This window comes from Achromobacter sp. D7-1, assembly GCF_059760445.1.
In genome coordinates this window covers 141,917-155,717 of sequence record NZ_JCBAMT010000001.1, presented here as the reverse complement: position 1 = coordinate 155,717, position 13,801 = coordinate 141,917, and the positions used below count along the sequence as shown (strand labels likewise).

General features: G+C 66.2%; 14 protein-coding genes. 5 read left to right on the top strand and 9 right to left on the bottom strand.

Translation table 11 applies throughout. From position 1 onward, the window contains the following. The 7 genes from AC6LKD_RS00720 to AC6LKD_RS00690 all read right to left on the bottom strand — a co-directional run bounded on the left by AC6LKD_RS00720 (nt 1) and on the right by AC6LKD_RS00690 (nt 7,182). Nucleotides 1-969: a Csu type fimbrial protein gene (locus tag AC6LKD_RS00720; protein ID WP_498114740.1), complete on the bottom strand. Its 969-nt coding sequence runs from the start codon at nt 967-969 to the stop codon at nt 1-3. Next, entirely contained in the window at nt 966-3,245 is a 2,280-nt protein-coding gene (locus AC6LKD_RS00715) for a fimbria/pilus outer membrane usher protein (protein ID WP_498114739.1), read from the bottom strand. Before AC6LKD_RS00715 ends, AC6LKD_RS00720 begins: the two co-directional genes overlap by 4 nt. Nucleotides 3,246-3,277: 32 nt before the next feature. Next, nucleotides 3,278-4,006 (bottom strand): fimbrial biogenesis chaperone, encoded by a 729-nt coding sequence (locus tag AC6LKD_RS00710; protein WP_498114738.1) that lies wholly within the window; start codon nt 4,004-4,006, stop codon nt 3,278-3,280. Nucleotides 4,007-4,018: 12 nt separating this feature from the next. Next, nucleotides 4,019-4,540: a Csu type fimbrial protein gene (locus AC6LKD_RS00705; RefSeq protein WP_498114737.1), complete on the bottom strand. Its 522-nt coding sequence runs from the start codon at nt 4,538-4,540 to the stop codon at nt 4,019-4,021. Between the two features lie 278 nt (nt 4,541-4,818). Next, nucleotides 4,819-6,531, bottom strand: coding sequence for a cytochrome c biogenesis protein DipZ (locus AC6LKD_RS00700; protein ID WP_498114736.1), 1,713 nt, complete (start codon nt 6,529-6,531; stop codon nt 4,819-4,821). Nucleotides 6,532-6,585: 54 nt separating this feature from the next. Beyond that, nucleotides 6,586-6,717: a hypothetical protein gene (locus AC6LKD_RS00695; protein WP_013396093.1), complete on the bottom strand. Its 132-nt coding sequence runs from the start codon at nt 6,715-6,717 to the stop codon at nt 6,586-6,588. A 12-nt stretch (nt 6,718-6,729) separates the two neighbouring features. Continuing rightward, on the bottom strand, nt 6,730-7,182 hold the full coding sequence (locus AC6LKD_RS00690) for an Ohr family peroxiredoxin (RefSeq protein WP_207470718.1): 453 nt from the start codon (nt 7,180-7,182) through the stop codon (nt 6,730-6,732). A gap of 189 nt (nt 7,183-7,371) precedes the next feature. On the opposite strand from AC6LKD_RS00690, the gene AC6LKD_RS00685 reads away from it, so the two are divergent. After that, the gene (locus AC6LKD_RS00685; protein ID WP_207470870.1) at nt 7,372-7,839 is read left to right on the top strand and encodes a MarR family winged helix-turn-helix transcriptional regulator; all 468 of its coding nucleotides are present in this window, start codon (nt 7,372-7,374) and stop codon (nt 7,837-7,839) included. Nucleotides 7,840-7,851: 12 nt separating this feature from the next. On the opposite strand, the gene AC6LKD_RS00680 is transcribed toward AC6LKD_RS00685, so the two are convergent. After that, on the bottom strand, nt 7,852-9,183 hold the full coding sequence (locus AC6LKD_RS00680; protein ID WP_207470720.1) for an aminotransferase-like domain-containing protein: 1,332 nt from the start codon (nt 9,181-9,183) through the stop codon (nt 7,852-7,854). An 82-nt stretch (nt 9,184-9,265) separates the two neighbouring features. Here AC6LKD_RS00680 and AC6LKD_RS00675 point away from each other — a divergent pair, with 82 nt between their 5' ends. Next, on the top strand, nt 9,266-10,027 hold the full coding sequence (locus tag AC6LKD_RS00675) for a sulfite exporter TauE/SafE family protein (protein ID WP_207470721.1): 762 nt from the start codon (nt 9,266-9,268) through the stop codon (nt 10,025-10,027). A 76-nt stretch (nt 10,028-10,103) separates the two neighbouring features. Here the strand turns inward: AC6LKD_RS00675 and AC6LKD_RS00670 are convergent, their stop codons facing one another. After that, a complete protein-coding gene (locus tag AC6LKD_RS00670; RefSeq protein WP_498114735.1) occupies nt 10,104-10,946 on the bottom strand; it encodes an oxidoreductase in 843 nt (280 codons plus the stop codon). A gap of 163 nt (nt 10,947-11,109) precedes the next feature. Between AC6LKD_RS00670 and AC6LKD_RS00665 the strand changes: the two genes are divergently transcribed. From AC6LKD_RS00665 to AC6LKD_RS00655, 3 genes are all read left to right on the top strand, one after another. Continuing rightward, a complete protein-coding gene (locus tag AC6LKD_RS00665) occupies nt 11,110-12,078 on the top strand; it encodes a LysR family transcriptional regulator (protein ID WP_498114734.1) in 969 nt (322 codons plus the stop codon). A 9-nt stretch (nt 12,079-12,087) separates the two neighbouring features. Beyond that, nucleotides 12,088-12,996 (top strand): LysR family transcriptional regulator, encoded by a 909-nt coding sequence (locus AC6LKD_RS00660; protein WP_498114733.1) that lies wholly within the window; start codon nt 12,088-12,090, stop codon nt 12,994-12,996. A gap of 80 nt (nt 12,997-13,076) precedes the next feature. After that, nucleotides 13,077-13,757 carry a DsbA family oxidoreductase gene (locus AC6LKD_RS00655; protein ID WP_498114732.1) on the top strand — a complete coding sequence of 227 codons (681 nt, stop codon included), beginning with the start codon at nt 13,077-13,079 and terminating at the stop codon, nt 13,755-13,757. Nucleotides 13,758-13,801: the final 44 nt, after the last annotated feature.

Genomic DNA, 13,801 nt, shown 5'->3' with positions numbered 1-13,801 from the left:
TCAGAATTCGATGGTGGCGGTCACCACATCGCTGTATTGCCCCGGAACTGGCGCTGCCTGCGCGGGTACCCGTCCATAGACCTGTACCTGCTGGATGTTGCCCGTCCCCGTGCCCGTGACGAATGCCGTGCCCGCGGTGCCGTCGCCCCAGGGAACCGTGCGGTCCGCCGACGTGTGCAGGTCATACCTTACCAGCCGCGTGCCGGTGGTGTCTCGCAGGTAGCGCTGGCTCACGGTGCCGTTCTGGCCGCCGTTCAGGCGTATCCGGTAGGCATCGTTGTTGGTGCAGCGCACCGCCAGCGTCGTATTGGCCAGGCGGGCAGAGCGAAAGTCCGCCATCGAGCCGAAGTTCAAGGGGTTGGCGGAGATGGTGCAGTTGTTGGTCACGTTGGCGCGCACCGTGAAGTTGTAGCTGCCGCGGGAGGTCAGCGATGCGCACGCGGGCCGGACCAGAATGGAGAAGCCGTAGTTGAAGGTCGCCACGCCAGGGAAGGTTTCCGAGTAGGCGGTGGTGGCGTTATTGGCCGTCGGCACCGTGTATTGGCCTGGCAGGATCTGCCCGGTGATGGGCTGGTTGACGGTGGCCTGGCTTCCCAGCAGGGGCTGGGTGAGGTCGACGACGACGGGCGTCGAGCCGTTGGCGCTCGAACCCCACGGCGGACTCATGGACGAGCTCGGCGCAAGCCGGTACTGCAGGCGGTTGGCGCCATTGGCCATCTGCCGCGGGTCTTGCACGGTCGATCCGCTGCCTATGCCCAGGCTCACGCACACCCGGGCATAGCCCCCTGTGAGCAGTCCCCAAGTGCAGGTCACCGTCAGCGTGCCGGTTTGCGTCACCGACGAGCCGAGCACCGGATTGAGGTTCGGAAATGTGATGGGGGCCATGGACACGGTGCAGGTTTGCGCCTGCGCGCTGTTTCCCCCCAGCCACAGGGCCGCCAGCAACAACGCGGCAATCAGCTGTTTCATGGCTGCGGCTCCACGCAAGCCACCGGTCCCAGACGTGGCAGGCTGCCGTCTGCCGGCGCTTGGAAGGCGAACCGCGCAGTGCAGGCAAGATCCTGTCCCCGCACGTCCAGATGATTGAGCTTGCCCAGATTGCGCACGAAGGTCTGGCTGCCGTAGCCCACCACGCTTTCGGACCCGCTTTCCCTGTGCACGACCTGCGCGCCCACCGGCAGCGGCTTGCCGTCGCCGTCCACCAGATCGATCGTGGCCGCGGCTTCCCGGGTGATGCCGAACTCCGCCAGTACGCCGGAACGGGACTGCGGCACCACGTCGAGCGCATAGGCTGACACCTGGGCGTTGGGCGGCAGGTCCAGGCCGTCGAGCTCCAGCGTGTTGGTCTGATAACTGTTCAGGTCCGGCACCACCATATGGCCGTCGGACCCGGTATGGCCGATGACCCGGTTCTGGTGCAGGATGGGCAGGCCAGGCTCGCCGGCGGAAACCAGCGCGAAGCCGTCGTCGATGCGCCGGGACGCCTGCGCCACGCCGTCCATGAACACCAGGGCGCCATTGACGTCGAGTTCTCCCGTGGTGCGTCCGTCGTAGCGCTGCGCGCCCAATGTGATTTCGCCGTAGCGTCCCAGGTAGCGGCCCCAGCCTTGCTCGTAGCGGCCCGCCTCGTAGGTGCCGGCCTGCACGCCCCAGCCGAATCCGCCGCCATAGTCGGGGCTGCGGATGGCGCTGGCGTTGGTGTACGTGCCGCCGTCTTGGCGTCCGGCCATGGCATTGAGCGAGACGTCGCCCAGGGTGATGCCCAGGCTGAGGAATGCGCCCCGGCTGCCGCTGTCATTGAAGTCCTGATAGGCGCTCATGGTCAGCGTGGCGCGATTGCCCAGGCGGCTGCTGTAGGCCACCGATCCGATATGGGCGGCCTCGACGCCTGGATAGCGTTGGCCGATGTAGCTCAGCGATACGGTTTGCCCGCCGCCCAATGGCACGGCTAGCGTCGCCCTGTCGCTGGCGCGGGGCACAGGGATGCCGTCGTTGCCCGCCAGGTCCGCATAATCAGAGATCGCGCGCAGGCTTTGTATGTCGATGGAATAGCGCTCGTCCACATACTGGTAGCCCAGGCCGGCCTGCAGGCCCGTGTTCCGGCCCAGGCTGCCGGCCAGGGACGCATTGATGACGCCCGCCATGCCCAGTTTCGCCAGCATGCCCGCGCCCGCGTTGTACAGCCCGGCGCTGGCTTCGCCATGGGCTTCCACGGTCAGGGCGTTCGAGACGCCGTATTGCCATGTGCCGCTGAACGCCGGATCGTCCTTGTAGTCGAACGATCGCCAGCCGTAGGCGCGGCGCAGAAAGCCGGCTTCGACCGAATAGCTGGACATGCCTTGCGCCAGCAGCCGGGTGTCGATGTAGATGGGAACCGACTGCGACACCGGCCTGCCCAGGGCGTCGCGCGTGATGAGATTGGCCTGTCCGTAGCCCGTGATGCCGGCCACGTTGTCCACCACGAAAGGGCCGCTGGGAACATTGCCGGAATAGCGTCGGATGTTGTTGATGTAGACATCGACGGCGGACGGCACCACGGCGCTGCCGGCGAAATCCGGCATGGGAAATGTGACCAGGTCGGGCCGCAATGAGAAATTGCGCCGCCATTGCAGGCCGCCCATGCGTATCGAGCGCGACCAGGCCAGCGATCCGGAAATGGTGTCGCCTACCTGGGTGGCCGTCAGCGTGGCAGGATCCGAGCGGGTCCAGCTGGAATCGAAGCGGACATAGCGCCGCAGGTCGCGGTACAGATAAGCCGTGCCGGTGTTGCTGAAGACCCCGTGCTGGTCGAAATAGCGTTGTTCGCTCCAGATTGCCAGCGGGTTCTCGCGATCGGTGCGGGCATAAAGATCGTAATTGATGAGCAGGCCCCGATCCGCAGTCGCGGCGGCAACCGGGCTCAAGCCGCGCGCATCGATGCGATTCGGGATGCGATAGCGCACCGGCATGTCAAGATCGACGTCTTGCGCGGCCGCGTCGTAGCGGTACTTCAGGCCCGGAATCCGGTCCAGGGGAATGCGTGTCTCGTCCGATATGCCCAGGGCCTGGGTATCGATCCCCATCCCCCGCAAGTCCGCGCCGCGCGCCGACAGGCGGCCATGCTGGTCTTCGAAGCGCGCGATTTGATGGCTGGGCTGGCCGCCGAAGCTGACGTTCAGATAGACCTCGATGGCCGCTTGCCCGATGGCCGCCGCCGGGGCGGGCTGCGCCCGCGCGCCACAATGAACGGCTGCGACGGCGAGCATCAGTGTCAGCTGTGCGGTGCGCGCGCAATGTTTCACTTCCCTGTGTCGGTTTGCACGTCCGCCTGGACGGGAACGCTGTTGACCCGCGCATCGACTGTGATCGCTCCCTGCATCGCGGGTTGGAAGGGCAGCGGCCATTGGCGCGCGCTGCCGCCCAGGACATAGCCAAGCAAACCGTCCCGCAAGCTGTGGCGCTTGCCATTGACGACGAGCGCCACATCGCTGAGCTGCGCGCGGTGCGCGCCGCTATTGTCGACCCGCAAGGCCCAATCGCGGCCATCGCGTACCAGGGACCATGTCAGGTGCCGTTGTGCCGGAATTTGCGGGGCGGCTCCCACGAACACCGGCACGGAGTAACGCAGCCGCACCTGCACGCCCGTCGCCCGCAATGGGTCGGGCGGCGCGATCTCGTCGATGATCAGGCGATACGACGCTTCGCCCGGACGCTTGGCGGCCTCGGGCTGCAACAGGCGGACGACTTGCGTGCCGCCCGGCGCGATCTGGATCATGGGCGGACTAGCCACCAGGGCCGCGGTCTCCTGCAGCACATCCTCGGTCGTGGTCTGGCGCCAGGCGTAGACGCGGACCTGGCCATAGATGGGCTCGGCGCCTTCGTTGCGCAAAGTCATGCTGGTGGCGCGCTCCGCGCCATCCATGTTCAGGATTACCGGCGAGATCTGCAGGCTGGCGGCATGCGCCTGCAATGCCATGCCGAAGAGACAGGCTCCCGCCGCCTGGCGAACGATCCCAAGCATCGTCATGTCGATCCGGGGCTAGAAGTAGACGGTGGCCGTAACCGTCGATTGATAGGTATCCGGCGCGGGGGCAGCCTGGGGCGGAACCCGGCCGTAGACGGTCAGCGCCTGGGCCGTGCCCGTGCCGGTGCCGCCCACGGTGTCCGTACCCTGGGTATTGCCCCACACCGTCGTGCGGCCGGCGTTTTGATAGAGCTGGTAGCCCACATTGGTGCCGGTATTGCCAGGCGCCGTGCCTGCGAGCTGACGGTTTGCAATCGTCGACCCCGTGGCGGTCCCGGCATCCAGGCCCACGTTGTAGGGAGTGGTATTGGTGCAGGTGACCCTGAGCGTCGTTTCCTGGTTTACCGGCGCGCTCAAGAGGCCGGTGGATGGAAACACCAGCGGATCGGCCGCAATCGTGCAATTCGCCTGCACGGTCAGGGACACATTGAAAGTCGCCGTCGAACTCCCGTTCTCATACACCTGGGCCAGGGCCGCGCCGGGCAGGGAAAAGCCGATAGTCGCAGACAGAATCGCAGCGGAACCGATGGACTTCATGCTCGCTCTCCTTCAAGTCATGGCTGTAACGACCTTAGCGGAGGGGGGGTACGCAATTTATTTCGCATTATTTCCAACTTCTTCGGTTGCTGTCTCAGGAGTGGGTTTTCCGCGCCCATTGAATGTGGTTTATCCCGTTGTTGAGACATGGCCGTGCTTTGTTCCGTTCTTCGCCTAAAATTGAAATGAAAAGACACAATTTCAGGGGGGGCGTGGCCTAGCCTTTGGATGCCGCCGAATTCCTCGATGACGTTCATTTTGAAACGGCGTGGGTCTGCCTAGCCGAACGTAAAGGCGTAAGCCTCTGCGCCAGGCTCCAGGAATTCGATCTGAAAGACCCGGTCGCGGTCCGGCGCCTGCTGGCGGATCAATTGATACAGTTTCTGCCGGTCGATGACTCCCTCGCCCTGTTCATTGACGTCCGTCCCGTGATCGACGAGCGGCGGCCGGCCATCCAGCGTGACGCGAAAGCGCACCGGCTGGCCGTCGGCGGATGGGCCCAGCACCATATGCAGGTCGCGCGCGTGAAAACGCTGGATGATGCGGCCGTTGTTGCCGGTGACCACCGCGCGCTCCGGCTCCAGCCGCCACGATCCGGCCAGCGTCCACTGGTTGGCGCCCAGTCCGGCGGCGGGGACATAGGCCGCGTCCCGGTCCTGCCTGATCGGGGTGCCGCCCGGCGCGTAGCTCGTGGCCTTGCCGTAACCGAGGTAGCTCTCGCCCGAATGCAGCGTCGACCACTGCGGCGGCGCTTCCACGCCGTGAGCCGGGGGCAGGGCGACGCCGCTGTCGGGAAGCGTCCGGCCCGCTTCAGCAAGCAGCCGCTGGATCATGCGCTCCGTCTGCGCGTAGTCGTGTTCGCCCGCGACGGTGTACCGTAAGCGGCCCTGGCCATCGAGCAGATAGAAGGCGGGCCAGGACTGATTGCGGAACGCGCGCCATATCTTGAACTCATTGTCCTGGGCGACCGGGTACTGGATGCCCAGATCCGCGACCGCGCGGCGCACATTGGCCGGACTCTTCTCGAAAGCGAATTCGGGTGTATGCACGCCTATCACTTCCAGCCCCGCATCCTTGTACTTGTCGTGCCAGGTCTTCAGATAGGGCAGCGTGCGCAGGCAGTTGATGCAGGAGTAGGTCCAGAAGTCGACCAGCACGATCTTGCCGTCGAGATCGGTCGCGCTGAGCGGGCCTGAATTCAGCCAGCCGCGGGCGTCTGGCAGCGATGCAAGCGGACCGCTCGCGCGCGGCGCCGCTTGGGCGGGTTCGCTCGGACGGACCTGTTCGACCAGTTGCTGCTCCAGCCGTGCGGCGCCCGGCGCAGAGGCGCTGGACAGGAGCGCGGGGTTCCAGCCGAGCGCCGGCAGGGCAACGCCGACCAAGACGGCGGCGCCAGCCAACCGGCGCAAACCATGGGCCGCCGGCAGCATGCGGCGCAGGGCTGTCGCCATGCCGCGCCCCAGCCAGAGCGCCGCGGCCAGCGCCACCGCCGCGCCGGATGCGAATGACAGCAACAGCAAGGAGGTCTGGATGTTGGCCCCGTTGAGCGCCGCGCTGGTGAGCAGCAGCCCCAGGATGGGACCGGCGCACGGCGCCCACAGCAGGCCGGTGCCCACGCCCAGCCCGAGGGACAGCAGCGGAGCGGTGCGAGCCGAGCCGGGCGTCGCGCTGGTCAAGCGGTTGCCCAGCGCAACCAGGGGCCTGCTCATCCAGTCGCCCATGGCGGGCAGCAGCAGCGCCAACCCGAAAAGCGCCAGCAATCCCATCGCGGCGTAGCGCGCGCCTTCGTTGAGTGTCACGACCCAGGCTCCGCCGACCGCCGCGAGGCTCGCGACTGCCGCAAAGGCGACCGCCATGCCCGCGAGCAGGGGCAGGGCATGAGTCCGGAATGAACCCGCTCCGCGTGCGAACACGAAAGGCAGGATGGGCAGGATGCAGGGGCTCACGATGGTGAGGACGCCGCCGAGAAAGGCCACAAGAATGATCAGCATGGGGATGCACCGCTATGGGCAGAGTGGGGAAGGGCGCGAGAGCCCGCCTCTGGTTCAGGACTCTCGCTTTTGCCGGCGCGTGCCTATGTCCTTGCGCGCCGTGATGGTCTGGCAGCTCAGCGGGTTGCGCAGCTCGTGCGCCAGCCCGCCGGCAAATAGGATGAGTACGAGCAAGAGCTTGCGCACGTCGATTCCCGTTCAGGACACATGCACGTTCAAGCTCACGTCGATGTTGCCGCGGGTGGCCTTCGAGTACGGGCAAATTTCGTCGGCCGAATGGGCAATCTGTTCGGCGAGGGCCAGGTCCAGTCCGGGCAGGAACACGTTGAAGCGGGCCTGCAGCAAGTAGGCGCTGCCCGACATGCCCAGGTCCACTTCCACTTCCACCGCGCGATCGGCCGGCAATTGCACTTTCATCTGCTTGGCGATGACTTCCAGCGCGCTGGTGTAGCAGGCGGACCAGGCGCCGGCGAAAAGCTGTTCCGCCGTCGGATGCGGCTGGATATCCTCGAACGCGTGGACCAGGTCCGGGTTGTTGGGGGTCGAAAGACGGATGTCGAGCCGTTCCTCGCCGCCTTGGGAGGCGTAGTTGCGGGCGAGGGTCGTATGGGTCTTGCCGGTCAAGAGGACTTTCTGGATTCGGGTGGGCATGGTGCGCTCCTGGGAGTTGAAAGTTTGATCGAATTCGATTAAATCGTATGCGATTGAAGCGCATGGTAAAGATCGAGAATGCGCAGGTCAAGAGTGTTCGAAGGGAAATTGGTATCAAATCGTTTGCGACCGCATCGTATGCGATGTAAAGTGATGCCATTGATCAGGCCAGATATCCACGAGGTGCAGATGAAGAAGCCCAAGACCGCCACCGATCCGTCGCAAAGAAAGCTCGCGGAATTCCTCTGCTTCGCCGTTTACTCGACCAACCTGGCTTTCGGCCGGGTGTACCGTCCGATCCTGGACGCGCTGGGGCTGACCTATACGCAATACGTGACGATGATCGCCCTCTTCGAGGAAGACGCGCAGACCGTCAGCGGCCTGGGCGAAAAGCTCTTTCTTGAGTCCAATACCCTTACGCCGATACTCAAGAAGCTCGAAGGCATGGGCTATCTGGAACGCGTGCGCGATTCGGCGGACGAACGGCAGGTGCGGATTTGCCTGACCGGGGAAGGCCGGCAATTGCGCGAGAAGACCGCGGGCATCAATTTGAGCGACGCTTGCGGGCTCACGAGCGATCAATTCAAGTCGCTGAGGGAGCAGGTGGTCGAATTGCGCGACAACCTGGTCGAGGCGTCACGCTCGAACGGCGCCTAGGCGGGGCTGATTTCAGCAGTCAAGGCTGAACACCGTGGCTGCCACGGTTTCCAGTGCCTGCCGCAGCTTCGCGTGGGTGACCGAGCCCAGCGCCAGCCGGATGGCATGCGGGGCCTGGCTACCGATGGCGTAGGGTTCCGCGGTAGAGACCAGCACGCCTTCCTCCCTGAGCCGCATGGCGACCGCGTCCGAGCGCACCTCGCCCGGCATGGGCAGCCAGATGAAATAGGACGCCGGATGACGCACGGTCTGCAAGCCGGCCAGCGCCTTGGCCGCGATGGCCTGGCGCGCGCCGGCATCGCGGCGCTTTTCCCGTTCCAGCCGCGCCACCGTGCCGTCCTGCAGCCAGCCGCAGCAGAGCGACGTCACCAGGCTGGGCGTGTTCCAGGCGGTGGCGCGTATGGCGCGGTTGATCTTCGGGACGAAGGCCGCCGGCGCGCTCACGAAGCCGAAGCGCAGGCCAGCGGCGACGCTCTTGGAAAGGCTGGATACGTAGACGGTGATGTCGGGCGCCAGCGCCGCCAGGGGAGGAGGGGCCTTGGCTTCCAGAAAGGCGTAGACGCCATCCTCCAGCAGCAGCAATCCATGGCGCCGCGCCACGGCAATGAGGGCCTCGCGTTCGGCCCGGGTCATGACCCAGCCCAGTGGGTTATGCAGCGTGGGCATGCAGTACAAGGCCCGGACTTTGCGTTTGCGGCATAGCGCCTGCAGCGCTTCGAGGTCCGGGCCGCTTCTGCCTGCGGGGATTGCAACCATTTCCAGCCTGCATTGCTCGGCCACCACCTTGATGCCGGGGTAGCTCAGCGCATCCACCGCCACTACGTCGCCGGGCTGCAGCAAGGACATGGCCACGGTGGCGAGCCCGTGGATGGCGCCATTGACGATGAGCACGGAATCAGCTGCTACCGACAGGCCCCGGCTGCGCAAATGTTCCGCGACGATGGCCCGTTCGTGCGACCGGCCGCCATGCGGCTGGTAGCGCAGCACGGACTCCAGCTCGCCGGTGGAGGCCAGTTGCCGCAGCGCTGTTCGCAGCAGCTCGGTCTGCGTGGGCAAGGCCGGGTAGTTGAACGTGAGATCCGCGAGATCGCCGCTGGCGATATGCATCCCGACCTCCTCGCTGGAGGGCAGCGGCTCCCGCACATAGGTGCCGCGGCCCACTTCGCCAGCGACCAGGCCCATGTTCCGTAATTCGGCATAGGTGCGCGTGGCGGTGGCCAGCGAAATGCGTTCGCTCGCCGCCAGCTGGCGGTGGGTGGGCAGCGCCGTTCCCGGCTTCAGCCGGCCCTGGCGGATGTCATCGGCCAGCCGGTCCACCAATTGCTTGTAGCGCGCTTGCGGCATGAGGAAATGTATCCATGACAATAATTTGATTGTACTGAGTTGCGCGCATACGATGCTTCTTTCCCCTTGATTGACGCACGACATGGAATTGACCGTCGGCACCATCCTTGTCGCCTTCGCGGGCGTCTTCCTGATCTGCTTCATGAAGGGCGCGTTTGGAGGCGGCTTTGCCATCATCGGCATTCCGCTGCTCTCGCTCGTCATGGATCCCGTGACGGCCGGCGGCCTGCTCGCGCCCCTGTTCGTCGCGATGGATCTCTATGGCCTGCGCTACTGGCGGCCATCTACATGGTCCAGGCCCGATCTCGCCTTGCTGTTGCCCGGCCTGGTCGTCGGCATCGGGGCTGGCTACCTGGTGTTCCGCGGGCTGGATCACCGCGCAATCGCTATTGTGATGGCCGTTATCACATTGGCCTTCGTGGCCTTGTGGTTCATGCGCGGCGGCCAGGTCGCGGTCCGGCCGCGCTCCCGCCCCAAGGCCGTGGCCGCCGGCGTGGCGTCCGGCATCACCACCATGGTCGCGCATTCGGGCGGACCGCCCCTGGCGATGTATCTGCTGCCGCTGGGCCTGAGCAAGCAGGTCTATGCCGGCACCACCAGCATGTTCTTCACGGTGGGAAATCTCATCAAGGCCGTGCCCTGGCTGGCGCTGGCGAAGCCGGCGGGGAGCGTCTGGATCCTGATGGCGATCTGTCTTCCGGCGATTCCCGCGGGCGTATGGCTGGGTTGGCGCCTGCACGCGAGGCTGGATCAGCGGCAGATGTACAAGGCCTGCTATTTCTTGCTGATCGTGACGGCCTTGAAGCTGTTGTGGGACGGGCTGTCCGGCTATATGCCCGGGTAAGCGGCCATGGGCGCCGCCGGCCTTGCCAGCGGCGCCGAAGGATGGCGGGCCCGATGGACGACGCGTGCAATCGGGCCTAGAAATCCGTGGACGTAGCAACGCCACGCCACTGTTCCGTCTCCCGGTCAACCTCGGCCAACCGCTGCGCAATGGCGCCCAGCGTATCCGTACCCAAGGGCAAGCGCGAGGGCGGGGTGGGCGCATCGGCCAGGGCGAGGATGGCGTCGGCCAGGCGCTCGGGGTTGCCGGGCTGCTTGTGGCTGAGGTCCCGCGCGGCTTCGCGCACCCGGCCGGCGGTGGCGGCGTAATCGCCGATCGTCGCCGGCGATACGGCCAGCGAGCTCGAATCCAGGAAGTCCGTGCGGAAGTAGCCGGGCTGCACCGAGCTCACGTGGATGCCCAGGGGGCCCAGTTCCGCGCGCAGCGCCTCGGACAGGCCTTCCACGGCGAACTTCGTCGAACTGTACACGCCGAAGCCTGCGGCGGCACGCACGGCGCCGATGGACGAGAAGTTGACGATACGGCCGGCGCGCTGCCGGCGCATGGCGGGCAGTACGGCGCGGGTGATGTTGAGCAGGCCGAAGACGTTGGTTTCGTACAGGCGGCGGACTTCATCCGCGCTGGCCTCTTCCACGGCGCCCAGCAGGCCGTAGCCGGCATTGTTCACCAGGATATCGATGCGGCCGAAGCGCTCCAGGGCAGCGGCGGCGGCGCGTTGCGCCTGCGTTTCGTCGGTTACGTCCAGCGCCACCGGCAGCAGGGCGGGATGCGCGCCCAGCGCCTGGGTCACGGCTTCGGGCTTGCGGGCGGTGGCGACCACGGCATCGCCGCGGTCGAGGGCGGCGCGGGCGATGCGGGCGCCGAAGCCGCGCGATGCGCCGGTAATGAGCCAGACGCGTTGGGAGGAAGAGGTAGTCATGGGGCAGTCCTTTCGAGGGTGGGTGCTTCGTTTCAGCCGCTTTCGGGTGGAAGCGATGAGATGGACTGTACCGATGGGAGCGACAATCAACTACTGCCTAATCTCTTGTTGAATAGGCAAGTTTTACTTGATAATGGCGTGACATCCTCGCGACTCCTGTCCCATGCCCATCAACGAATTGCGCGCCATCACGATCTTTGCCAAGGCGGCGGAGCTGGGCAGCTTGCGCCAGGCCGCGATCGCGCAAGGAATCTCGCCGCAGGCTGCCAGCCAGGCGCTCGCCCAGCTTGAACACTTTCTGGGAACCCGGCTGTTTCATCGCACCACGCGCAACATGGCGCTTACCGATGCCGGACAGCAGTTCCTGGAGGCGGCGCAGCCCGGCCTGATTGCGCTGCAGAAGGCCGTGCAAGGCGTGCGCAGCGCACGCGAGGAAATCGCCGGTGCGCTGCGCATTGCTGGGCCGCGATCCACCTTTCTGCCGGTGCTGCAGCCGGTGCTGGACGAGTTCTGCGCCTTGTACCCCGCAGTGCAAGCCGACGTGCAGCTGGACGACCACATCGGCAACTGGGTGATGGATCGCGTGGACGTGGGTTTCCGCACGGGCACCCCGCCCGCGGATGGCGTGATCGCGCGCCGCCTGTTTCCGCTGCAGCTTGTTATCTGCGCGGCGCCGCAATACCTGGCGCGGCATGGCACGCCGGCCAGCCTGGCCGAGCTGGTGGCGCACCGTTGCAGCGTCTACCGCCATCCGAACACCGGCAAGCCGATGCCATGGACGGTGCGTGCCGGCGGCAATCTGGTGGAGTACGATCTCGCGCCGGCGCTATGCACCAATGACATGGACCTGGAGCTTCAGGCCACCCTGGCCGGCCAGGTCATGGCGCAACTGACCGGCGTCATGGCGGCTCCGCATATCCGCGCCGGCCGCCTGGTGCCGGTGCTGTGCGAGCATGTCTGCGATCATCTGGGCGTGTACGTCTACTATGGCAGCCGCGCGGCGCCGCGCCGCGCGCGGGCCTTCGTGGAACTGGCCGTCGAGCGGCTGATGGATTCGTCCCAGCACACGCTGTCGGACGAGGAATTGAAAGCGGCGCAAGGCAGACGCAAAGCCCGCGCACGCAAACACTGAACCGCAAGCATGGACACCTTCAACTACATGCGCGCCTTCCGGCGCATCGTGGAACTGGGCAGCCTCGCCAAGGCGGCCGAGAATCTGGACATGTCGTCCGCCGGCCTCAGCAAGCAGCTGCGGGCGCTGGAAGCCCACCTCGGCGCCGTGCTGATCCAGCGCACCACCCGCAAGATGAGCCTGACCGACACGGGCGCGGCTTACTACGCCGAATGCTGCCGGCTGTTGGACGAGCTGGATGCGCTGGAAAAATCCGTCAAGCGGGAGTCCCGCCTGGTCTCGGGGCGGCTGCGCGTGAACGCGCCGGTCTCGTTCGCCCTGAGCGTGTTGTCGCCGCTATTGGCGCGCTTTCTGCACCAGTATCCCGACCTGCGGCTGGACCTGGCCATGGAGGACCGGTTGGTCGACGCGGTGGGGCAGGGCTTCGACGTATCGATCCGGCTGCGCGCCCAGCTGGATGATTCGTCGCTGATCGCGCGCCGGCTGGCGTCGCTGACGCAGGTGCTGTGCGCGGCGCCGTCCTACCTGGACAGCCGCGGCCGTCCGGACAGCATGGAGGCGCTGCGGGGGCATGACATCCTCAGCTATAGCCTGGCCGAAAGCCCTGGCGCCGTTGCGGATGAGGAAACCGGCCAGCAGGCGGATCCGTTGGCCGGACCGGCGCAGGTGCAGGTCAACAACAGCCTGATGCTGCGGGACCTGCTGGAAGCGGGGCTGGGCATAGGCGCGCTGCCGTCGTTTCTGGCCGCGCCGGCCATCGCCAGCGGCCGGCTCGTGCGCGTGTTGCCGCAGCTGCCGGCCGCGCCGCGCCACGTCTACGCGGTCTATCCGACCAGCCGCCACCTGCAACCCAAGGTCAAGGCCTTCGTGGATTTCCTGGTGGCGCACCTGCCGGCGGCGATGCAAGGCGATTGTTGACGGCCAGCTAATAAAGTCCTGCCGGCGGACACCTTACTCCCGCGCCGGCCCGTCCTTAAGCTGGCGTCCATTGAAACGAGATGGACGCCATCATGACTTCGACACCCGATTACGCACCCGCTGCGCCGCTGACCGTGGACTTCTTCCATGACGTGGTCTGCGGCTGGTGCTATGTAATGTCTCCCCGCCTGCGCCAGGTGGCTGCCGAACTGGGCATCGCCGTGCGCCAGCGCAGCTTCGTGCTGCAGGACTCGCCCGAACAGATGTGCCAGGTGTTCGGCTCGATGGAGCGCGCCAAGCAGGTGATCCTGGGCCATTGGGAAGCCTGCGCCCGCCATGACGACCAGCCTCGCATCGACGTCGAGGGCATGCGCGCCGAGCCATTCGATTATCCCAGCGGCATGGCGGGCGCGCTGGCCTGCCAGGCGGCCCACCTGCTGGCCGGCGATGCTGGCCACTGGGACATGTTCGACGCGATCCAGCACGCCCACCTGAGCGCGCACCGCAACGTCGGCGATAACGCCGTGCTGCTGGATATCGCTGCCGGGCTGGGTCACGACCGCGGCGCATTCGCCGCGCTGATGCAGAGCGAAGAGGCGCTGCGGCGCGTGCAGGCCGACCGCGCGGCCGCCGCGCGGCTGGCCATCGATTCCATTCCTACCTTGATCGCCGGCCCGCACCGGGCCCGCCTGCGGACCATGTCGACCGCTGAGTTGCGGGACAGATTGCAGGCATTGATCCCGGCCTTGCCCGGGGCTTGATCGTCGCGTACCCGGCCATCGCCCACATTTTTCTTCTTTTCATT

What these genes read in the sequence shown, in the direction of transcription:
- AC6LKD_RS00720 (WP_498114740.1), bottom strand. Translation starts at nt 969, where the DNA reads ATGAAACAGCTGATTGCCGCGTTGTTGCTGGCGGCCCTGTGGCTGGGG.
- AC6LKD_RS00715 (WP_498114739.1), bottom strand. Translation starts at nt 3,245, where the DNA reads ATGCTCGCCGTCGCAGCCGTTCATTGTGGCGCGCGGGCGCAGCCCGCC.
- AC6LKD_RS00710 (WP_498114738.1), bottom strand. Translation starts at nt 4,006, where the DNA reads ATGACGATGCTTGGGATCGTTCGCCAGGCGGCGGGAGCCTGTCTCTTC.
- AC6LKD_RS00705 (WP_498114737.1), bottom strand. Translation starts at nt 4,540, where the DNA reads ATGAAGTCCATCGGTTCCGCTGCGATTCTGTCTGCGACTATCGGCTTT.
- AC6LKD_RS00700 (WP_498114736.1), bottom strand. Translation starts at nt 6,531, where the DNA reads ATGCTGATCATTCTTGTGGCCTTTCTCGGCGGCGTCCTCACCATCGTG.
- AC6LKD_RS00690 (WP_207470718.1), bottom strand. Translation starts at nt 7,182, where the DNA reads ATGCCCACCCGAATCCAGAAAGTCCTCTTGACCGGCAAGACCCATACG.
- AC6LKD_RS00685 (WP_207470870.1), top strand. Translation starts at nt 7,372, where the DNA reads ATGAAGAAGCCCAAGACCGCCACCGATCCGTCGCAAAGAAAGCTCGCG.
- AC6LKD_RS00680 (WP_207470720.1), bottom strand. Translation starts at nt 9,183, where the DNA reads ATGCCGCAAGCGCGCTACAAGCAATTGGTGGACCGGCTGGCCGATGAC.
- AC6LKD_RS00675 (WP_207470721.1), top strand. Translation starts at nt 9,266, where the DNA reads ATGGAATTGACCGTCGGCACCATCCTTGTCGCCTTCGCGGGCGTCTTC.
- AC6LKD_RS00670 (WP_498114735.1), bottom strand. Translation starts at nt 10,946, where the DNA reads ATGACTACCTCTTCCTCCCAACGCGTCTGGCTCATTACCGGCGCATCG.
- AC6LKD_RS00665 (WP_498114734.1), top strand. Translation starts at nt 11,110, where the DNA reads ATGCCCATCAACGAATTGCGCGCCATCACGATCTTTGCCAAGGCGGCG.
- AC6LKD_RS00660 (WP_498114733.1), top strand. Translation starts at nt 12,088, where the DNA reads ATGGACACCTTCAACTACATGCGCGCCTTCCGGCGCATCGTGGAACTG.
- AC6LKD_RS00655 (WP_498114732.1), top strand. Translation starts at nt 13,077, where the DNA reads ATGGACGCCATCATGACTTCGACACCCGATTACGCACCCGCTGCGCCG.